This is a genomic window from Mesorhizobium vachelliae (assembly GCF_033977325.1).
GTDB lineage: Bacteria > Pseudomonadota > Alphaproteobacteria > Rhizobiales > Rhizobiaceae > Mesorhizobium > Mesorhizobium vachelliae.
The window spans coordinates 1-18,677 of record NZ_JAVIIR010000019.1 but is presented as its reverse complement, the minus strand read 5'-3'; the positions used below and the strand labels follow the sequence as shown (position 1 = coordinate 18,677).

Annotated in this window: 20 protein-coding genes; 12 read left to right on the top strand and 8 right to left on the bottom strand. The window is 64.6% G+C overall.

Annotated features, from left to right (window positions below):
* Window positions 1-65: 65 nt before the first annotated feature.
* Both RFM41_RS29510 and RFM41_RS29505 read right to left on the bottom strand, forming a co-directional pair.
* Window positions 66-1,328 carry an MFS transporter gene (locus tag RFM41_RS29510; RefSeq protein ID WP_320252796.1) on the bottom strand — a complete coding sequence of 421 codons (1,263 nt, stop codon included), beginning with the start codon at window positions 1,326-1,328 and terminating at the stop codon, window positions 66-68.
* Window positions 1,325-2,056: an MBL fold metallo-hydrolase gene (locus RFM41_RS29505; protein WP_320252795.1), complete on the bottom strand. Its 732-nt coding sequence runs from the start codon at window positions 2,054-2,056 to the stop codon at window positions 1,325-1,327. The genes RFM41_RS29510 and RFM41_RS29505 overlap by 4 nt, the downstream gene beginning before the upstream one ends.
* A 112-nt stretch (window positions 2,057-2,168) precedes the next feature.
* On the opposite strand from RFM41_RS29505, the gene RFM41_RS29500 reads away from it, so the two are divergent.
* Window positions 2,169-2,834, top strand: a complete 666-nt coding sequence (locus RFM41_RS29500) for an ArsR/SmtB family transcription factor (RefSeq protein WP_320252794.1) — start codon at window positions 2,169-2,171, stop codon at window positions 2,832-2,834.
* A gap of 104 nt (window positions 2,835-2,938) precedes the next feature.
* Here the strand turns inward: RFM41_RS29500 and RFM41_RS29495 are convergent, their stop codons facing one another.
* Window positions 2,939-3,421, bottom strand: coding sequence for a hypothetical protein (locus RFM41_RS29495; RefSeq protein WP_320252793.1), 483 nt, complete (start codon window positions 3,419-3,421; stop codon window positions 2,939-2,941).
* 256 nt (window positions 3,422-3,677) lie between these two features.
* Here RFM41_RS29495 and RFM41_RS29490 point away from each other — a divergent pair, with 256 nt between their 5' ends.
* Both RFM41_RS29490 and RFM41_RS29485 read left to right on the top strand, forming a co-directional pair.
* Window positions 3,678-4,388, top strand: coding sequence for a type 1 glutamine amidotransferase (locus RFM41_RS29490; RefSeq protein WP_320252792.1), 711 nt, complete (start codon window positions 3,678-3,680; stop codon window positions 4,386-4,388).
* A gap of 492 nt (window positions 4,389-4,880) precedes the next feature.
* Window positions 4,881-5,831 carry a DUF5996 family protein gene (locus tag RFM41_RS29485; RefSeq protein ID WP_320252791.1) on the top strand — a complete coding sequence of 317 codons (951 nt, stop codon included), beginning with the start codon at window positions 4,881-4,883 and terminating at the stop codon, window positions 5,829-5,831.
* Window positions 5,832-5,949: 118 nt separating this feature from the next.
* Here RFM41_RS29485 and efp read toward each other — a convergent pair whose 3' ends face one another.
* Window positions 5,950-6,519, bottom strand: coding sequence for an elongation factor P (efp, locus tag RFM41_RS29480; protein ID WP_073986329.1), 570 nt, complete (start codon window positions 6,517-6,519; stop codon window positions 5,950-5,952).
* Window positions 6,520-6,648: 129 nt separating this feature from the next.
* On the opposite strand from efp, the gene epmA reads away from it, so the two are divergent.
* The 7 genes from epmA to lpxK all read left to right on the top strand — a co-directional run bounded on the left by epmA (window position 6,649) and on the right by lpxK (window position 13,617).
* Entirely contained in the window at window positions 6,649-7,692 is a 1,044-nt protein-coding gene (epmA, locus tag RFM41_RS29475) for an EF-P lysine aminoacylase EpmA (RefSeq protein ID WP_320252790.1), read from the top strand.
* Window positions 7,693-7,891: 199 nt separating this feature from the next.
* Window positions 7,892-9,235 (top strand): TldD/PmbA family protein, encoded by a 1,344-nt coding sequence (locus RFM41_RS29470; RefSeq protein ID WP_320252789.1) that lies wholly within the window; start codon window positions 7,892-7,894, stop codon window positions 9,233-9,235.
* On the top strand, window positions 9,222-10,031 hold the full coding sequence (locus RFM41_RS29465) for a 3'(2'),5'-bisphosphate nucleotidase CysQ (RefSeq protein ID WP_320252788.1): 810 nt from the start codon (window positions 9,222-9,224) through the stop codon (window positions 10,029-10,031). The genes RFM41_RS29470 and RFM41_RS29465 overlap by 14 nt, the downstream gene beginning before the upstream one ends.
* A gap of 75 nt (window positions 10,032-10,106) precedes the next feature.
* A complete protein-coding gene (locus tag RFM41_RS29460; RefSeq protein ID WP_320252787.1) occupies window positions 10,107-10,352 on the top strand; it encodes a DUF4170 domain-containing protein in 246 nt (81 codons plus the stop codon).
* Between the two features lie 5 nt (window positions 10,353-10,357).
* Window positions 10,358-11,137, top strand: coding sequence for a lysophospholipid acyltransferase family protein (locus RFM41_RS29455; RefSeq protein WP_320252786.1), 780 nt, complete (start codon window positions 10,358-10,360; stop codon window positions 11,135-11,137).
* The gene (gene waaA / locus RFM41_RS29450; RefSeq protein WP_320252785.1) at window positions 11,134-12,450 is read left to right on the top strand and encodes a lipid IV(A) 3-deoxy-D-manno-octulosonic acid transferase; all 1,317 of its coding nucleotides are present in this window, start codon (window positions 11,134-11,136) and stop codon (window positions 12,448-12,450) included. The genes RFM41_RS29455 and waaA overlap by 4 nt, the downstream gene beginning before the upstream one ends.
* A gap of 138 nt (window positions 12,451-12,588) precedes the next feature.
* Window positions 12,589-13,617: a tetraacyldisaccharide 4'-kinase gene (gene lpxK / locus RFM41_RS29445; RefSeq protein ID WP_320252887.1), complete on the top strand. Its 1,029-nt coding sequence runs from the start codon at window positions 12,589-12,591 to the stop codon at window positions 13,615-13,617.
* 36 nt (window positions 13,618-13,653) lie between these two features.
* On the opposite strand, the gene RFM41_RS29440 is transcribed toward lpxK, so the two are convergent.
* The 3 genes from RFM41_RS29440 to RFM41_RS29430 form a co-directional block, all read right to left on the bottom strand.
* Window positions 13,654-14,586 (bottom strand): UDP-glucuronic acid decarboxylase family protein, encoded by a 933-nt coding sequence (locus RFM41_RS29440; protein ID WP_430691570.1) that lies wholly within the window; start codon window positions 14,584-14,586, stop codon window positions 13,654-13,656.
* A gap of 112 nt (window positions 14,587-14,698) precedes the next feature.
* Window positions 14,699-15,487, bottom strand: coding sequence for a glycosyltransferase family 92 protein (locus RFM41_RS29435; RefSeq protein WP_320252784.1), 789 nt, complete (start codon window positions 15,485-15,487; stop codon window positions 14,699-14,701).
* Between the two features lie 108 nt (window positions 15,488-15,595).
* On the bottom strand, window positions 15,596-15,829 hold the full coding sequence (locus RFM41_RS29430; protein WP_320252783.1) for a DUF2093 domain-containing protein: 234 nt from the start codon (window positions 15,827-15,829) through the stop codon (window positions 15,596-15,598).
* A gap of 116 nt (window positions 15,830-15,945) precedes the next feature.
* On the opposite strand from RFM41_RS29430, the gene RFM41_RS29425 reads away from it, so the two are divergent.
* Entirely contained in the window at window positions 15,946-16,545 is a 600-nt protein-coding gene (locus RFM41_RS29425) for a hypothetical protein (protein WP_320252782.1), read from the top strand.
* A 6-nt stretch (window positions 16,546-16,551) separates the two neighbouring features.
* Here the strand turns inward: RFM41_RS29425 and RFM41_RS29420 are convergent, their stop codons facing one another.
* Window positions 16,552-17,478 carry a LysR substrate-binding domain-containing protein gene (locus RFM41_RS29420; RefSeq protein WP_320252781.1) on the bottom strand — a complete coding sequence of 309 codons (927 nt, stop codon included), beginning with the start codon at window positions 17,476-17,478 and terminating at the stop codon, window positions 16,552-16,554.
* A 90-nt stretch (window positions 17,479-17,568) separates the two neighbouring features.
* Between RFM41_RS29420 and RFM41_RS29415 the strand changes: the two genes are divergently transcribed.
* On the top strand, window positions 17,569-18,462 hold the full coding sequence (locus RFM41_RS29415; RefSeq protein ID WP_320252780.1) for a DMT family transporter: 894 nt from the start codon (window positions 17,569-17,571) through the stop codon (window positions 18,460-18,462).
* The last annotated feature ends 215 nt before the right edge of the window (window positions 18,463-18,677 follow it).

Sequence of the window (18,677 nt, the reverse complement as noted above, 5' to 3'; positions counted from 1 at the left end):
CCGGCGAATGCCTCGCAGCAACAAGCTTACGATATCGTAAACGGAAACCTTGTTCGGGGCCGACGTTAACCATCGCCCGACGCCGGAGACAAAGAGGCCGGAGGTGTCTCGCGCATCGCTATCGCCACGACCGCGCCCGACAGGAAGGTCAGCGCGGCGATTGCCCCGATCGCCGCGACGAAGCCGAAGAAGTCGGCGATCAGTCCGGCGGACAGCGCCCCGATCGCGTAGCCGAGGTCGCGCCAGAAGCGATAGACGCTGAGCGAGCGCGCCCGCCAGGAAGGGTGCGACGCGTCCGATACCGCCGCGATCAGGCTCGGATAGACCATTGCCGTGCCGAGACCGAGCAAAAGACTGGCCAGCAGCCACCAGCCGAAATCGCGCGTCATGGCGGTCAAGAGAAGCCCTGCCGCCTGCACCCACATGCCGGCGACGATCAAGCCCTTGCGTCCCCAGCGGTCGCTCAATGGTCCGGTGGCGACCTGAAGGATGCCCCACACCGCCGGATAGACCGCCTTGAGGATGCCGATCCGCTCGACGCCCAGTCCGTTGGCGACGAAGAAGAGCGGAAACAGGCCCCAACTCATGCCGTCATTCAGGTTATTGACCAGGCCGGCCTGCGAGGCCGCGAACAGGTTGCGGTCGCCGAACGAGGTCAGCATGAAGATCTCGCGGAAGCTGAGCGGCGAAGCTTGTTTTGGATGGTTGGCCAGCTCCAGCCGCACATGCTCGCGCGTGTCGCGCACGAGCAGGATCGACAGCGCCGCGCCCAGGATCGCATAGCCGACGCCGAGATAGATCGGCACCGGACGCAGTCCGTAGCGGCTCGCGAGATAGCCCGTGAGGAAAGCCGTAACGCCGACGGCGAGGTAGCCGGCGAACTCGTTGAGGCCGACGGCGAGCCCGCGCGATTTCGGCCCGACCAGGTCCACCTTCATGATCACTGTCATCGACCAGGCAAACCCCTGGTTGATGCCGAGAAGCGCGTTGGCGGCAACGATCCAGCCCCAGCTCGGTGCTGAGATGATGATGAACGGCACCGGCAGGCCGAACAGCCAGCCGAGGATCAGCACGCGCTTGCGGCCCCATGTGTCGGCGAGCTGGCCGGAGACAAGGTTGGCGCAGGCCTTGACCACGCCGAAGCTGACGATGAAGGAGACGACCAGCGTGGTCGATGCGACGCCGAACTCCTCCGAGCCGATCAGCGGCACCACGGTCCGCTCGATCCCGACCATGCCGCCGACGAAGGCGTTGATCAGCACCAGCAGCGAAAACTGCTTCCAGTTGGCCTTGAGGCCGAGCGCGACGCCCGATGCCGTTGCGCTCAAGATTTCGCCCCGGCATTCGCGGCCCGGTTCCGGGCAGCGTCCGGCGGCGGGGGAGGGATGTCGGCGGTCATCGCCGTGACGAACTGGTTCTCGTCCTCGATGCGGAACGCCTTGTTGAAGCGGCGCTCGAAGCCGATCGTCGAGGTCGGTTTGCCGCTCAGCGACCGGCCGCAGACCGAGCCCGAATAGGCGCCCGGCAGCACCTCGATATGGTCGGGCAATTCCTTCAGCCGGCGCACGCTGGCATAGAGCGCACGCGCCCCGTCCTCTGCGCTGGAAGCAAGCTCGGTACGGCCGAGATCGCCGACCATCAGCGTATGCCCGGTCAGCACGAACCAGGGCTCGGCTGATCGCGTTCGGTCGGTGACTAGAAGGCTCAGATGCTCCGGCGTGTGGCCCGGCGTGTGCATGACGGTCGCCGTAACATTGCCGAGCTCCAGCACCTCGCCGTCCTTCACGCGGCGGAACGGGAAGCCCGCCTCGGCGCCCTCGAAGAGCACGTATTCGGCTCCGGTCGCCTCCGCGAGCTTCCGCCCGGCCGAGATATGATCGGCGTGGATATGCGTGTCGACGACATAGAGGATGCGCATGCCGGTTGCGCGCGCCGCCTCGACATAGGGCGCGATGTCGCCGACCGGGTCGACGACCGCCGCTGAAGCCTTGCCGCCGCAGCCGAACAGGTAGGAGGCCGCGACCGGATCGGTGTGCAGGAACTGCCTGAGAATCATCGGTTTTTCCTCCGAACGGGACCGCGCCAGGCTGGATCGCACGGCTTGACAGCAATGGCCGAACCCATCATTCAATAACTTGATTGAATGACGCTGCGTCACGGAAGGACCGATGTCAATCCGCAATTCGAAACAGGCGCTCTACGAACAGTTCGCGATCGTCGCCAAGGCGCTCGGCCATCCGCTGCGCCTGGAGATGATCGAGCATCTGGCGCAAGGCGCGCGCAGCGTCGAGGCTCTTGCCGCCAAGCTCGGCCAGCCGATCGCCAACATCTCCCAGCATCTGCAGGCGCTGCGCCGCGCCGGCATCGTTTCGGCCGAGCGCGACGGCAAGTTCGTGCATTATTCGCTGGCCGACGAGAGCGTGCTGTCGGCCTTCGCCGCCATTCGCGGCGTTGCCGAACGCCGGCTTGCCGAGGTCGATCGCATCGTGCGCGGCTATTTCGATGCGCGCGACGCCATGCGGCCAGTCACGCGCGGGGAGCTCCAAGCGCTGATGCGCGATGGGCTGGTGACGCTGATCGACGTCCGCCCGGCGGACGAGTTCGCGCTCGGCCATGTGCCCGGTGCGATCAATGTGCCGCTCAGCGAAATCAAGGCGTGGTCCGGCGGTGCCGATACCGGCAAGGAGGTCGTCGCCTATTGCCGCGGCCCTTGGTGCGTGATGTCTTTCGAAGCGGTGGCGTCGCTGCGCTCGCTCGGCCATTCCGCGCGCCGTCTCGAGGACGGAATGCCGGAATGGAAAGCCGCTGGCCTGCCGGTGGAAATCGTCGCCTGACGATGCGGCTGACTAGAGCGTCGATTCCGCTAAAGCCGGCGGTTCAAGCATCATCTGCGATGATCATAACGAGCAAAGCAGCCGTGTCCTCTTCGGGGCCGGAATCAGAAGCGGTTCAGCAGGCCACGCGGAAGATCCAACGCCTTCTTGAACCAGGGAGTGCGCGGCGGGACTACGGCTGCCTTCGGCGAAGGCATCGCCGAGCAACTTTCCTGCATTTTCGTCCATGAAGGACTGTTAAGCACCACGTCGCAGCGCGCGAGATGAGCCTGCCCCGCAAAAACCAAACAAGCGTAACCTCCCACTGGAAACGTCTGGCCATCTCCCCGACATGAAGAGCCCAAAGCAGCCGTCGGCACCCTAGGTGCGCCGCCCGGACAATAATCGGCGATCTTGTTCCAGGAAAAGACGTTCTGGTCGGTTTCGCAGCGAGCGAGATAATTATTGGAACCTGCCGCCAGGCAGGAATACTGACCCAGCTCGAACTCACCATTCGGAGCGAGACACTTTGCGTCCGCCGAGGTTACGGCAGCGATCCCGGCAAATGCCACGGCAGATACGAACAAACCCAGGTTGCGTTGGTTCAAATCGCGCCCTCCAATCGGACTGATCGCATGTCCGGATTGCGGCAGAATTCTGTATGGCGTTCAGCGCAATCGGCGGCGATTGCCAGGCACTGCGGTCATCGACCAGGTCGATGGCCGTGCTAAGGCGCGAGCGCAACGTAGGTTTTCTACGGGTTAACAAGGTTGTTGCCTGACCACGGTTGCAGTGCGACGGACTTCGGTGCACATCCTCGATGTCCACGATCGCTGCGTACTCCACCCTCATGGAAATCTTTGCATGACTCGCGTTCTCATCTTCGTCAACAGTACCGGCTCCAAGCCAGGTCTTCTTGTGCCGTGGCTCCTCGAGCGTGATGTCGAATTCAACGTGCGCATCGGTGCCGTGAGCGGCTCTCCCACGCCTGACGATCTCGAGGATTATGACGGACTGGTGCTCCTCGGTGGGGGATACATGCCCGACGATGTCGCGCGTGGTCCCTGGCTCGCGGGTGAGGCAGATCTCACGCGAGCGGCACTCGCGCGGGGTACACCGTTGCTGGGGATCTGCCTCGGCGGACAAATGCTCGCGCATGTGGGCGGCGGCACGGTTGCTGCGAACACGGGAGTACCCGAGAAGGGGTCGACTCGCATAAGGCTCACCGCTGATGCCGAAAACGACCCGGTCTTCTCAGCCGTGCCGAAGGAAACCGCTTTCATCGAGAGCCACGTTGATCGCATCACCGTACTCCCCCCCGGGGCGGTGCTCCTGGCGTCAAGCGAGGCGTGCGAGTTCCAGGCATTCCGCCTCGGACCGGTTGCGTGGGGAACGCAGTTCCATCCCGAGGTGAGTGCCGAGAACGTGCGCGACTGGAACGCCGCGGAACTCGCGACGCTCGGATTCGACAAGGAGACGCTCGTCGCGGAGGCCGAGGCGGCGGATGTGGCAATGCGGAGGGACGCCGAAGCACTCGTTGGAGCTTGGGTGCAGGTGGTCCGCTCCCGCGGGTGAGGTCTCTGGTAGCCCAAGCGTTCTCGTCAAATGGAGTTGATCGATCAGGCAATTGCCAACGTCGACGCTTGGCTTACCGACAACCTGAAGTGTGGTTCGCGGCAGGCGTCCGCTTTTGGGTAGCGGCAAAACGAGTCTCAAGGGCCGAGATGCGGCGCAAAGCTGTCAGCCGCGCCGGCTTTACTCGGCGTCTGCTTACATCATTTGGTCGCCCAAAAGCCGCTGGGCGGAAAACCGCCGAACACCGATTTCACCGCCGACCTGAAGGCCGCAGCCACACGACGGCATGCCGGAGTGGAACGCCGCCAGCCTGTCTGTGGCCCGTGAGGCCTGGCTGGTTGGAAGGCGCGGAACGTCGGCAGACGGAAGGCCACAGGCTACGGACAGTGCCTCGGCTCGATTTGGGACTGGCCAACAGGCAGCCCATCTTCCTAAATTACTTTTCCAGCCCGCCATCTTGCAGGTGGTAACACTGACACCAGGAAGGAAGCCATGCTGTCTACCGTTGATTTGGAGCGTTGGCCGGACCTGCCTTACGCCGCCTGGAAGGACAGCTACGATACTCTCCACCTGTGGACCCAGATCGTCGGCAAGATCCGCTTGATGCGCGAGCCCTGGCTGAACCATTCCTGGCATGTCCCGCTTTATGTGACCGTGCGCGGCCTTACGACCTCGCCGATCCCCGATGGCGATCGGGCATTCCAGATTGATTTCGACTTCATAGACCATCTGTTGTGGGTGAGGACGAGCGAGGGTCACTTCCGCCAGGTGATGCTCGCGCCGAAGACTGTTGCGGAGTTCTATGGCGAGGTGACCGTCGCGCTTGCCGAACTCGGGCTCGCGACACCGATTTTCGCGCAGCCGTCCGAAATCGCCGACGGCATCCGGTTCGAACAGGACCATGTCCACGCCTCTTACGACCCCGACTATGCGACCCGCTTCTGGCGCATCCTGCTCTCGACGCACGAGGTCTTTTCGCGGTTCCGTACGGGATTTCTGGGCAAGGTCAGCCCCGTCCATTTCTTCTGGGGCGGCTTTGATCTGGCGGTGACGCGCTTTTCAGGCAGGCGCGCGCCGCTGCATCCTGGCGGTATTCCGCGCCTGTCTGACACCGTCACCCAGGAAGCCTATTCGCATGAGGTGAGCAGTGCCGGTTTTTGGCCGGGCGGCGGACCGATCGACTATCCAGCCTTCTATTCCTATGCCTATCCGGCACCTGACGGCTACGCGTTGGCGGTGGTCGAGCCGCAGCAGGCATTCTTCTCCAAAGAGCTGGGTGAATTCCTTCTTCCCCTCGACGCTGTGCGCCACGCGGGGGATCCGGATGCCACGCTCATGTCGTTTCTGCAGAGCAGCTACGAGGCGGCGGCGGTACTTGGCAAATGGGATCGTGCTGCTCTGGAATGCTCTGTCGGCGTGCCTTGCCGGCCGCGCCCTTTGTGACGCGGCAAAAGCTGAACTCAACGACCGACATGGGCGCAAAAGAAGACCGGTCGGCAATACACGCTGATATTGGGCTCTGCCTGGTCACAGGCGAGCCGTTTCAACGTTGCCGCAGATATCAGTCCTTGGCGCGCTCGACGTAAGAACCGTCGGCGGTCATCACCACGATGCGCGTGCCGGCGGAGATGTGCGGCGGCACGGCGGTGCGCACGCCGTTGGAGAGCACGGCGGGCTTGTAGGAGGAAGATGCCGTCTGGCCCTTGGTGACCGGCTCGGTCTCGACAACTTCGAAGGTGGCGCGCTGCGGCAGCACCAGCGAGATCGGCACGCCGTTGAACTGCGCCAGCTGCACGGCCATGCCTTCCTGCAGGTAAGGCGCGAAGTCGCCGACCACGGCTTCCGAGGCCACGACCTGGTCGTAGCTTTCCGGGTTCATGAAGTGAAAGCCTTCGCCGTCGGAATAGAGGAAGGTGTGCTCGCGCTCCTCGACATAGGCGCGCTCGACCATTTCGGTCGTGCGGTAGCGCTCCGAGACCTTCACCCCGTCGCCGATGCGGCGCATGTCGAGCTGGGTCACCGGCGTGCCCTTGCCAGGGTGGATGTTTTCGGCAAAGAGGATGACATAGAGCTTGCCGTCCTTATCGACGACGTTGCCTTTGCGTAAGGAGCTGGCGATGACCTTGACCACGATATTCGATCCCGTTCGAGTTTTTCGGCCTGCAAGCGTCGATTTCCGCGAAGCGGCGACGGCGGCCATCGCGTGCGCCCTAGCGCATCTTGCGCCGAACCGCCAGCCTTCCCAGCGATTTTCCTGCCCATGACCGCCGCTTCGCCCTGGTGGACGCCGCATGTCCATGCCGATCGCCGGCCCCGGCTGATGGCGCGCAACGCCATCGCCGCTGCACTTCGCGGCTGGTTCGCGGAACGCGATTTTATCGAGGTGACGACCTCGGCGCTGCAGGTTTCTCCGGGCAACGAAGCGCACCTCGCCGCCTTCGCCACCGAGGCGATCGGGCCCGACGCGTCGCGCCGGCCGCTCTATCTCCACACCTCGCCCGAATTCGCCTGCAAGAAGCTGCTCGCCGCCGGCGAGGAGCGTATTTTCAGCCTCGGCCCGGTCTGGCGCAACCGCGAGCGCGGGCCGCTGCATCACCCTGAATTCACCATGCTCGAATGGTACCGCGTTGGCGAAACCTACGAGACCCTGATGGTCGACTGCGCCGAGTTCCTGGCGCTCGCCGCGGAAAAAGCTGGTGCCAAAAGCTTCCGATTTCGCGGTCGCGAGGCCGATCCGTTCGCCGAGCCGGAGCGGTTGAGCGTCGCGGAGGCCTTTACGCGCTACGCCGGCATCGACCTGCTCGCGACCGTTTCGGTTGATGGCAGCACCGACCGCGAAGCGCTTCACGAGGCGCTGGCCGGAGCCGGCCTGCGCACCGCGCCCGACGACAACTGGGCCGACCTCTTCAGCCGGGTGATGGTGGAGAAGATCGAGCCGGCGCTGGGGCAGGGACGGGCCACCATCCTTTACGGCTATCCGATTTCCGAAGCGGCGCTGGCCCGCCCGAGCGCTGAGGACCCGCGCGTCGCCGAACGCTTCGAGCTCTATTGCTGCGGCGTCGAGCTTGCCAACGCGTTTGGTGAACTGACCGATCCGGCTGAGCAGCGCCGCCGCTTTGCCGCCGAGATGGACGAGAAGGAACGCGTCTATCGCGAGCGCTATCCGCTGGACGAGGATTTCCTCGCCGCTTTGGCCATCATGCCGCAGGCCAGCGGCTCGGCGCTGGGCTTCGATCGGCTGGTGATGCTGGCGACAGGGGCGACGAAGATCGAGGATGTGATCTGGGCGCCGGTGGCCGGCTGACACCCTTCGCGCCGCTGCGGCAAAGCATCCGACACGAACCTCGGCGATTGCCTTGAGATTGCCGCATCCGCCATTGCACAAGCGTCGGTGGAACAATAGATGGTGCAAATGCATCCATAGATAATGCGCAAGCACCCGTAGGACGGGGATGACCCTGCAGACGCCCTGACGGGCTGCGTGAACAAACAGGAACGACCTTATGACCGATAAGCTCGACGCTGCGAAATTGACCGATCGCGTCGCGGCCCTCGTCGAGGCTGCCAGGCGCGCCAGCGCCGACGCGGCCGACGCGGTGGCGGTGCGTGGCCGCTCGGCCGGCGTGTCGGTGCGGCTGGGCAAGGTTGAGGGCACCGAATCATCGGAGAGCGAGGATGTATCGCTGCGCGTCTTCGTCGGCCAGCGCGTAGCAAGCGTCTCGGCGACCGCGGCTTCCGATCCGAAGGCGCTCGCCGAACGCGCGGTGGCCATGGCCAAGGTCTCGCCCGAGGATCCGTTCCAGGGCCTTGCCGATCCCGCGCTGCTTGCCCGCAATCTGCGCGATCTCGACCTTTTCGACCCGACCGAGGTGTCGGCCGACCAGTTGAAGGAGGCAGCCCTTGCCGCCGAGGCGGCGGCATTGGCCGTCAAGGGTGTCACCAATTCCGCGGGCAGCAGCGCCGGCGCCGGCCTGGGCGGCCTGGTGCTCGCCACCTCGCATGGCTTTGTCGGCCAGTACGTCGCCTCGCGTTTCTCGCGCTCGACCAGCGTCATCGCGGGTGAGGGAACCGCGATGGAGCGCGACTACGAATTCTCCTCGCGCCAGCATTTCGCCGATCTCGACGCGCCGGAAGAGATCGGCCGCAAGGCCGGCGAACGCACGGTGCGCCGGCTCGGCGCGCGCAAGGCGGCGACCGGCCCGGTCGACGTAGTGTTCGATCCACGCGTCGCGCGCGGCATAGCCGGCCATCTGGCCGGCGCCATCAACGGCGCGGCGGTCGCCCGCAAGACCAGCTTCCTGCGCGACATGATGGGCAAGCAGGTGGCGTCGGCCGGTATAACCGTCACCGACGAGCCTTTGCGGCGGCGCGGCCAGGCCTCGCGCCCCTTCGACGGCGAAGGCGTCGAGGGCGACAAGCTGTTGATGGTCGAGAAGGGCGTCTTGAACCACTGGTTCCTGTCGACGTCGGCCGCGCGCGAGCTCGGCCTCGTCACCAATGGACGCGGCTCGCGCAGCGGTTCGTCCGTTTCGCCGTCCTCGACCAACCTTGCCATCGAGCCCGGCGAACGTTCGCCGGAAGACCTCATCGCATCGCTGAAGCGCGGCTTCTATGTCACCGAGGTGTTCGGCCAGGGCGTCGACATGGTCACCGGCGAATACAGTCGCGGCGCCTCCGGCTACTGGATCGAGAACGGCGCCTTGGCCTATCCGGTGGCCGAGGTGACGATCGCCTCGAACCTGAAAGCCATGTTCCTCAACATGGTGCCGGCGAACGATCTCGACCGCAATTTCGGCACCGCGGCGCCGACGCTCCTGATCGAAGGGATGACCCTTGCCGGCGCTTGACCAATTGACATCGAGCGCCGCCCGCGACGACCTCGCTTTGCTGCGCGATGCCGCCCGCGAGGCCGGCGCCATCGCCATGGGCTATTTCGGCAACAATCCGCAGGTGTGGATGAAGGGCGGCACTTCGCCGGTCAGCGAGGCTGACCACGCGGCGGACGCCTATCTGCGCGAGACCCTGCTCAGGGCGCGTCCGGATTATGGCTGGCTGTCGGAAGAGACCGCCGATGACCATGCCAGGCTGTCGGCCCGCCGCACCTTCGTCGTCGACCCGATCGACGGCACGCGCGGCTTTCTCGATGGCCTGCATTCCTGGTGCGTCAGCGTCGCCGTGGTCGAGGACGGGCGCTCGCTCGCCGGCGTGCTCGAATGCCCGGCCAAAGGCGAAACCTATTGGGCGCTGCCGGGCGAGGGCGCCTATCTCAACGACAAGCGCATCCATGTGCGTCCGCTGGGCGAAAGCGTCGATATCGGCGGGCCCAAGCCGCTGGTCGACCTGCTGCCGCAAGCCTGGCAGGACAGGCTGCGGCGGACCGCCTACATTCCCTCGCTTGCCTATCGGCTGGCCATGATCGCCGCCGGCAAGCTCGACGCGACCTTCGTCAAGCCGAGCGCGCATGACTGGGACATCGCCGCCGCCGATCTCATCCTCACCGAGGCTGGCGGCGCGCTTCTCGACCGCGCCGGCAAGCCGCCGCGCTACGCCGGCGAGGTGATCAATCACGGCGCGCTCGCCGCCGGCAGCGGCGAATTGCTCGGCGTGCTCGCCGGCGTCATTGCCGGCGTTGACCAAGAGTGAGTCGGCCCGCAGTTCCAAAATCGGCTGCTTTGGGCTAAACGTTTCACAAAACTCATGAATCTGCGAAGGATCGGCATGGCCGCGGAAGACGGAAAGAAGCAGCTTTTGCACCTGGTGTTCGGCGGCGAGCTGAAAAAGCTGGGTGGAACCGAGTTTCGTGACCTGGACGCGCTCGACATCGTCGGCATCTACCCCGACTATCGATCGGCGCACGCCGCATGGAAGGCGAAGGCGCAGGCCAGTGTCGACAATGCCCATATGCGCTATTTCGTTGTTCATCTGCACCGTCTGCTCGATCCAGAATCGCAGGTCGGCGGTTGACGTCGATGGAGCATGAAGCGGTGAACGGGGCGACCGGGCGGCGAGCCGCCAGGCGCAGCGGAACGCGCACGCTATGGCGGCGCATCCGCGAGCCTTTGGCGCAGTCGACTTTCGTCAAGAACTTCATCGCCAACCTTTTCGCCTGGTTCCTGCGGCTGATTCGGCTCACCAGCCCGATGGTCGAGGGCTCGACCCAGGTCGCCGGCGGCGCTTACGCGCATCTTGAGCCCGGCATCATCGCGCTCTGGCACGGTCAGCATCTTCTGACTCCCGCCTATTATCCCGAGGGCCGGCCGCTGGTCGCCATGGTCTCGCGCAGCGCCGACGCCGAGCTCCAGGCGCTGATGATCGAGAAGTTCGGCATCGAGGCGGTGCGCGGTTCCGGCGGCCGCGACAGTTCGAGGCATCTCGACAAGGGCGGCGCCAAGGCATTGATCGCGCTCAAGAAATCCCTCGTCGCCGGCAAGAACGTCGCCATGATCGCCGACATTCCGAACGGCACGCCGCGCGATGCCGGGCTTGGCATCGTTCTTCTGGCAAAGCTTTCCGGCCGGCCGATCCTGCCCTCGGCCATCGCCACCAGCCGCCGCAAGGTGCTGGAGAAGAGCTGGGACAAGACCACCATCAACCTGCCCTTTGGCCGCTCGGCGGTCATCGTGGGCCCGCCTGTCTTCGTGCCGGCCGATGCCGACGACGCCGAGATGGAGCGCAAGCGCCAGGAGGTGACCGTCTCGCTGAACGCCGCGACGGCGGAGGCCTATCGCCTCGTGGATGGCGGCAAATGAGCGAGCGTTGGGCGCGCGCTGCCCTGACCGCCTACCGCTATGCGGGAGCGGCCGCCTATCCGCTGATTGGTCCCTACGTCGCCTGGCGCGCCTCGCGCGGCAAGGAGGATCGCGCCCGCCGGCGCGAGCGCTACGGCGTTGCCGGCCGTCCGCGGCCGGAAGGACCGGTGATCTGGATCCATGCGGCGAGCGTCGGCGAGACGATCGCGGTGGTGCCGCTGGTCGAGAGCATCCTCGACTTTGGCGTCAACGTCGTTCTGACCACCGGCACAGTGACCTCGGCCAAGGTTGCCGAAGAGCGCCTCGGCAGCCGCATCATCCACCAATATGTACCGCTCGATCTCAAGCCCGCGGTAAGCCGTTTCCTCGATCACTGGCGGCCGGAACTGGCGATCATCGCCGAATCGGAAATCTGGCCGATGACCATCCTGGAGCTCGGCGCCCGCAACGTGCCGCAGGTTCTGGTCAACGGCCGCCTGTCGGACCGCTCCTTCATGTCCTGGAAGAAGCGCTCCGGCGTCGCCGAGGCGCTGTTCGAGAATCTCGCCCATGTCATCGCCCAGTCAGATGTCGACGGCGAGCGGTTCCGCGCGCTGGGCGCCCGGCCGGTCACCGTTTCCGGCAACCTCAAGGTCGATACCAACCCGCCGCCGGTCGACGAGTGGGCACTGGCTACCCTGCAGCGCCAGATCGGCGACCGCCCGACCTGGGCGGCGATCTCGACCCATGACGGCGAGGAAGTCGTGGCCGCGGAGGTCCATGCCAGCCTGCATAAGCGCCATCACGGGCTCTTGACCATCATCGTGCCGCGTCACCCCGACCGCGCCGATGCGCTTGCCGCGCAGATTTCCGGCATGGGCCTGGCGGTGGCAAGGCGCAGCAAGGGAGACCGCATCTCGCCCGAGACCGATATCCTTCTGGGCGACACGATCGGCGAAATGGGTCTTTACCTGAGGCTGACCGAGATCGCTTTCGTCGGCCGCTCGCTGACTTCGGAAGGCGGCCAGAACCCGCTCGAGCCGGCGATGCTCGAAACCGCGGTGCTGGCCGGCCGCAACGTGCAGAATTTCCGTGAGGCCTATCAACGCCTGCTCGATAGCGGCGGCGCCAAGCTGGTGCGCGACCGCGACATGCTGACCGGCGCCGTCAATTTCCTTTTGACCAACGAAGTGGCGCGCCACGAAATGATGGCGGCGGGCGCTGCCACCGTCGACGAGATGCGCGGCGCGCTTGCCCGCACGCTGAAATCGCTGGAGCCCTATATCCAGCCGCTGGTCGTCAAGGCGCGCCTGAAAGGCGCAAACGGGCGCTAGAGCAATTCCAGGAAAAGTGTGTAACGGTTTTTCCGTCCGGAATTGCGTAAAACAAGGGGTAGAGCGCATGACGCCAAAAATCGGGACCGGTTTTTGGAAAAGCCCATGCGCGGAGCCGAGACGCGTGGGACAGGCGCGATGACCAGCGAAGCGCCACCCTTCTGGTGGGAAAAGCCGGACTGGCGCGTGCTTGCGCTGTCGCCGGCATCGGCGGTCTATGGGCTGGTCGCCGGCCGCCGTATGCGCCACGCCCCGCGCGAGAAGGTCGCAGCACCCGTGCTGTGCGTCGGCAACCTTACCGTCGGCGGCAGCGGCAAGACGCCGGTCGCCATCGCTTTGGCCAAGCGGGCCAAGCGCATGCGGCTCACGCCCGGCTTCCTGTCGCGCGGCCATGGTGGCTCGTTTGCCAAGCCGCATGTCGTCGATGCGCATCACGATGCCGCCAAGCATGTCGGCGACGAGCCGCTGCTGCTCGCCGAACATGCGCCTGTCGCGGTGACGGCCAACCGCGCCGCCGGCGCGAAGCTGCTTATCGAGCAACATGGCTGCGACTTTCTGATCATGGATGACGGGTTCCAGTCGGCGCGCATCCATATCGACTATGCGCTGGTGGTGGTCGACGCCCGCTTCGGCATCGGCAACGGTCGCGTCATCCCGGGTGGGCCGCTTCGCGCCAAGGTCGTCGACCAGCTGGTGTTCACCAGCGGCTTGCTGAAGATGGGCGAGGGAACCGCTGCCGACGGCGTCGTGCGCCAGGCGGCGCGCGCCGGGCGGCCGATCTTCCTGGCGCATGTCGAGCCGGCTGACCCGTCGCGCTTCACCGGCGGCCGCTTCCTAGCCTTCGCCGGCATCGGCCATCCGGAAAAATTCTTCGATACGGTGCACGGCGCGGGCGGCGAAGTGGTTCAGTCGCGCGCCTTTCCTGACCATCATGTCTACGCCCAGGACGAGCTTGCCGACCTCCAGGCGCTTGCCCGGCAGGAGGGGCTGCGCCTCGTCACCACGGCAAAGGACGCCGCGCGGCTGCGCCATGGCGAGGCGCCCGCCGGTTTCCTCGATCAATTGGATGTGCTCGATATCGAGGCCGTGTTTGAGCTCGATCACGTGCCCGAACGCATCATCGACGAGACACTGGACGCCTGGCGCCAGCGCAAGATGCGGGGCTGAGCTTCGGGATGTGCCTGCCGCCCGGGCGTTCTGCCGTCAGTCGATGAGCCGGCGGAAGTAGCGCACGGTGTCGCCAAGCCCGTCTTCGAGGGTGACACGAGGAGACCAGTCCAACGCCGACCGCGCCAGGCTTATGTCGGGTTGGCGCTGCTGGGGGTCGTCTTGGGGGAGGGGCTTGAACTCGATCCTGGACTTGCCGCCGACAATGCCCAGCACCAGTTCGGCCAGTTCCAGGATCGTGACTTCCGCAGGATTGCCAACGTTGAGCGGGCCCACGAAATCGTCGGGCGTGGCCATCATCCGGGCCAAGGCATCCACAAGATCGTCGACATAGCAGAAGCTGCGCGTGTGGCTTCCGTCGCCATAGATGGTTATGGGGTCGTTCCGCAGCGCCTGGACGATGAAATTGCTGACCACGCGTCCGTCCGACGGGTGCATGCGCGGCCCGTATGTATTGAAGATGCGTACCACCTTGATCGGCACTTTCGACTGGCGCCAATAGTCGAAGAACAGCGCTTCGGCGCATCTTTTGCCTTCGTCGTAGCAGCTGCGCGGCCCGATCGGATTGACATGGCCCCAATACGCTTCGGTCTGGGGATGGACCTGCGGATCGCCGTAGACCTCCGACGTCGACGCCTGGAGGATCCTTGCCCCGGAAGCGCATGCAAGATCGAGCATGTTGATCGCGCCATAGACGCAGGCCTTGGTCGTCTCGACCGGAATGCGCTGATAGTGAACCGGCGAGGCCGGGCAGGCGAGGTTGAAGATCTCATCCGTTTCGACTTTGAGAGGCAAGGTGACGTCGTGCCTCAGAAACTCGAAATGTGGATTGCCCAAAAGGTGGCGGATGTTTTCCTCCGAGCCGGTGGAAAGATTGTCGGCACATATTACGTGCCGGCCTTGTGTCAGCAGCAGGTCGCATAGATGCGAGCCGATAAAGCCGGCACCACCCGTTACAAGAACCTTCACAATAATCCCCCCGTACCCGTCGCCTTTGCCGTGTATAGCCCCGGAAACGCGAAAGTGTCAGCATCGCAATGAGGGCCAGGACCATCAGTCGTGAGGGGAAGGGTGGCCGCTTCTACCCCGCGCGCATCGCCTTCAGGATCGCCTCGTCGCGCTCGACATTAAGCTTGCTTTCGAAGTCGAAATGCCAATCCTTGTCGCGCGGCGCGGACGTCGAGGCGTCGCCGCGCCGGATTTTCTGATCGAGGTCGGCCAGCGATCGCGACCAATAGTGATTGATCCTCAATATATCGAGCTTGGGAGACATGCCGGGGACGATGATCCGTCGATGGGTATCCAGCCCTTCACCGGACAGGAATTTCGACAGATGGACGCCCGGCTTGTAGACCATGCGGGGGTTGACGATTGTCTTGGCTGTCGTGATGTCCGGCCCGGCCCGCATCGTGTAGGCTTCGATCACCGGGCCTTGTGGCCTTTCGACATGGCCGGAAGAGCCGTAATACGCCTGCCAGACACAGACGCCCGGCAGGTCGCGATAAGCCTTGAGGACGGAGCGCACGTCACGCCCGTCGGGCGCAAAAAGAAACTCGTCGATATCGAAAAGCCCGATCCACAGTGCTTCATGCCAGTGCCTGCGGATACAATCCTCATAGGCCGACAACTGCCCCACCGGCCACGGCCAATCGACCAGCGTGACCAGCCCTTCCCGGATGAACGGCTCCAACACTGTCTTGAAGTCGTCAGTCGAGAAGTTGTTGTAGAGATAGAAATGCTCAAATCCCACATTGCGGTGGAATCTGATCCATTCGGCGAGGAAAGGCGCTTCCTCGCGGAAGATGGCGCAGGCCGTCAGGTTGAATCGTGGAGCTTTTGATACCGCCCGATCGCGCAATCTCGCACGCATGACAAGCGGCATGCGAACAAAGGTCTTGAGAGATTTCCTTAAGTTTTTCAATGCGGTACCCTAAGCGCTTTCAAGCTTGATTGCCTCGGCGCCATGGGCTCGCATGACCTATCCCCGCTTGCGCAATTCCGGGTGCATCTCGATCTCGCGGGCAAGCGAGACCGTCGCGTTCACATAGGGCTCCTGCCGGGCGACGCTCCAATATTTGAGCTCGTCGAGGGGAATGTTCTCGCCTGTTACCGCGCAGCGCACGAAGGAGCCGGGGCTGGTGACCTGGAAGTCGCCGTCTAGGTAGCGGATCCGGGCTTCCCTGCCGCCCGGGCCTTCGAAACGGTTCATCATGAAAGGACGCTTGCGTTCATCGGGTTTCAATCGCCACAAATCGCAAGCAACGTCAAGCTTGACGCAATGCTCGTGCCGTATGGCTTAAGCGGAAAAATGGTTTTTCGGAAACCGTCATGGACATCACCTCGACCCGCTTGAACGCGCTGATCGGTGAAGCGCTCACCCCGCAGCCGGTGCCGTTGCCCAAGGCCGATCCGGCGACGGCTGCTTTGATCAAGACGCTGGTCCAGCCGCCGGCGCCCTCGACGGGCCAGGCGGCGCAAATCGCGGCCCAGTCGCTGCAAAGCGCGCAGCCGCGCCCTTCCGCCCAGGCATCGCAACGCCTGTCGTCCTCCGAGGTCGAGGATGCTTACCGGGCCGTCATGGAGCCCGATGCCGCCTCCGACGATAGGCCGGCAAGACCCTCGACGGGCAGGGCGGCGACGGATACCGATCAGGTTCCGCGAGGCGCCTCACCGCAGGTAGCGTTTGTCGACAATGCGTCCAGGCCCGTGGTTGCGCCGGCACCGTCCACATTTTCGCCGGCCGTCGCTTCCGCTGCGATGCTGGTCGCGGCCAACGCCAATGCGCCGCAGCCTCGTGGTGCCGCTGTCCGTCCGGCTGGCCACGCGCCGCGCTCCGATTCCGCCGCAGTATCGCTCTGGACGATATCGGTAGTCACGGCCGTCGTCTCGGCTATGACCGCGACGATCATGGTGCTGTTGCTTCGCTAATTCTGGTCAGACATCATCGTGCAGGAACGCTTCGAGCTTTTCCGGAGCAAGCCCCGCCTGTTCGGCGATGCGTTTGGCAAGTTCGGCCGCCGCCGCGCGCGGCCGACCGACCGGGCGGTCCATCCAATAGGAAACCGGATTGAGCGCGACGCGCTCATCGACGCCGACGATACGGCCGGATTGAAGCTGGTCCGCCGTCAGCGGCGGCCGTGCCAGCGCAATGCCCAGCCCGTGCGCCGCCGCGTCCAGCACCAGATTATAGTCCTCGAAACGCCTGTCCTGCGGACGCGGACGGTAATCGACGTCTTGTGCGGCAAACCATGCGCGCCATGCGGACGCGTCGGAATCGTTGATCAGCGGGAATTTCAAGAGTCGGGCAGGATCACCACGCCCGATCTCCTTGGCGAGTTCCGGCGAGGCGATCGGGAAAATATGCTCCTCGAAAAGCTGCACCGAGACGCGGCCGGGAATGCGACCGCGCCCGCAGCGCACCGAAAGGTCGATACCCTCGTCGGCGAGGTCGGCCTGGCGGTTGTCGACGTCGAGCACGATGCGCAGCTTGGTCGGATGGTTCTCCAATGCGGCCATGCGCGGCATCAGCCAAAGCCCGCTGACCGAGGGGATGGAGGCCAGCCGCACCACGGCGGTGCCACGCGGTTCGACCCAGCGGTCGGAGTTGAACGAGATCAGCGCGAAGGCCTCGGCGGTCCTCAAATGCAGGCGGTTGCCCTCGATCGTCAGCGTAACGCCGCGGGCGTTGCGCTCGAACACCTTCAGGCCCAGCCAGTCCTCCAGCTTGGCGATCTGGCGGCTGACCGCGCCGTGGGTGAGATTGAGTTTTTCCGCCGCCGCCGAGAAGCTCCCGGTCCGCGCCGCCGCGTCGAAGGCACGCAAGGTTTCCAAGGGCAGGAGCTGTTCCGAGCTGTGATCCATGCTCACAGCTGACCCTCGAATTGGTCGTTTGTCAATTGGCCGGCAATGGCGTTTTCTGCATCCATGGCACAGGAAGACGAGGTTACGGCAATGAGCGCTTACACCGGCACGTTGAATGAGACACAGCGCATGGACACGACCGCCGCGGTCGCGGTGACGTTGACGGTCATCGGATGGGCCTCGGCCTTCCCGGCGATCCGCGCCGGCCTGGCCGCCTTCCAGCCGCTCGAACTCGGCGCGCTGCGCTTTGCCATCGCGGCGGTCCCGGCCGCCATATTCCTCGCGGTGAGGCGCCCGGCACTGCCCAGGGTCGACGAGCTGTGGCGCTTCGCCTTCGGCGGAGCCATCTTCGTTGCGCTTTACACCGCCATGCTCAATTTCGGCGAGCTCACCGTCTCGGCGGGTGCGGCCGGCTTCATCATCAATGTCAGCCCGATCTTCACCGCCATCATGGCCATGGCGCTGCTCGGCGAACGCTTCTCGGGGGTTGCCTGGCTGGGCACCGTCATTTCCTTCACCGGCATCGGCATCATCGCGGTGGCCGACGGCCACGGCCTGCATTTCAATGCCGGCGCGCTGCTGGTGCTTGGCTCGGCGCTCTGCTCGGCCGTCAACACCATCGTCCAGAAGCCGCTCTTTGCCCGCCATCATCCGCTGATGATATCCGCCTCCAACATGGTGCTCGGCGCGCTTTGCCTGTCGCCGTTCCTGCCTCAAGCGTTTTCGCAGGCAGCGGTCGCCGACACCGCCGGTCTCGGCGCCGCCATCTATCTCGGCATCGTGCCGTCGTTGATCGCCTATGCAGCCTGGGCGACCGCGTTGTCGCGCCTGCCGGCCGCGCGCGCCTCGAACTTCCTCTACCTCGTCTCGCCGACCTCCGCCTTGATCGGCTTCTTCTGGCTCGGCGAAGTGCCGAGCCTGCTCGGCATCCTCGGCGGCGCGCTGGCGCTGGGCGGAGTCATTGTGGTGAATTTGAAGCGGTAAGTCAGAAGGCTGGAGCATTTCCCGATTCAATAAAAGAGCCGCATCGAGCGGCTCTTTTATTGTTCCCCCTCATCCGGCCGCTCCGCGGCCACCTTCTCCCCGTTGGGGCTAGCGTGCGCACACATTTGCTTCGTTGTGTGGTCAAGTGTGAAGAAGCGCTGTCGGAAAATGGCTTGAAGTGTTTGAATCGTATGTGATTCTGTAGCTGCCATTGT

Excerpts from the sequence above, each read along its gene's own strand:
- RFM41_RS29455 (WP_320252786.1), top strand. The coding sequence starts at position 10,358 with ATGGAGCATGAAGCGGTGAACGGGGCGACCGGGCGGCGAGCCGCCAGG.
- RFM41_RS29470 (WP_320252789.1), top strand. The coding sequence starts at position 7,892 with ATGACCGATAAGCTCGACGCTGCGAAATTGACCGATCGCGTCGCGGCC.
- RFM41_RS29460 (WP_320252787.1), top strand. The coding sequence starts at position 10,107 with ATGGCCGCGGAAGACGGAAAGAAGCAGCTTTTGCACCTGGTGTTCGGC.
- RFM41_RS29435 (WP_320252784.1), bottom strand. The coding sequence starts at position 15,487 with ATGCGTGCGAGATTGCGCGATCGGGCGGTATCAAAAGCTCCACGATTC.
- epmA (WP_320252790.1), top strand. The coding sequence starts at position 6,649 with ATGACCGCCGCTTCGCCCTGGTGGACGCCGCATGTCCATGCCGATCGC.
- RFM41_RS29415 (WP_320252780.1), top strand. The coding sequence starts at position 17,569 with ATGAGCGCTTACACCGGCACGTTGAATGAGACACAGCGCATGGACACG.
- lpxK (WP_320252887.1), top strand. The coding sequence starts at position 12,589 with ATGACCAGCGAAGCGCCACCCTTCTGGTGGGAAAAGCCGGACTGGCGC.
- waaA (WP_320252785.1), top strand. The coding sequence starts at position 11,134 with ATGAGCGAGCGTTGGGCGCGCGCTGCCCTGACCGCCTACCGCTATGCG.
- RFM41_RS29490 (WP_320252792.1), top strand. The coding sequence starts at position 3,678 with ATGACTCGCGTTCTCATCTTCGTCAACAGTACCGGCTCCAAGCCAGGT.
- RFM41_RS29420 (WP_320252781.1), bottom strand. The coding sequence starts at position 17,478 with ATGGATCACAGCTCGGAACAGCTCCTGCCCTTGGAAACCTTGCGTGCC.
- RFM41_RS29500 (WP_320252794.1), top strand. The coding sequence starts at position 2,169 with ATGTCAATCCGCAATTCGAAACAGGCGCTCTACGAACAGTTCGCGATC.
- RFM41_RS29425 (WP_320252782.1), top strand. The coding sequence starts at position 15,946 with ATGGACATCACCTCGACCCGCTTGAACGCGCTGATCGGTGAAGCGCTC.
- RFM41_RS29485 (WP_320252791.1), top strand. The coding sequence starts at position 4,881 with ATGCTGTCTACCGTTGATTTGGAGCGTTGGCCGGACCTGCCTTACGCC.
- RFM41_RS29505 (WP_320252795.1), bottom strand. The coding sequence starts at position 2,056 with ATGATTCTCAGGCAGTTCCTGCACACCGATCCGGTCGCGGCCTCCTAC.
- RFM41_RS29430 (WP_320252783.1), bottom strand. The coding sequence starts at position 15,829 with ATGATGAACCGTTTCGAAGGCCCGGGCGGCAGGGAAGCCCGGATCCGC.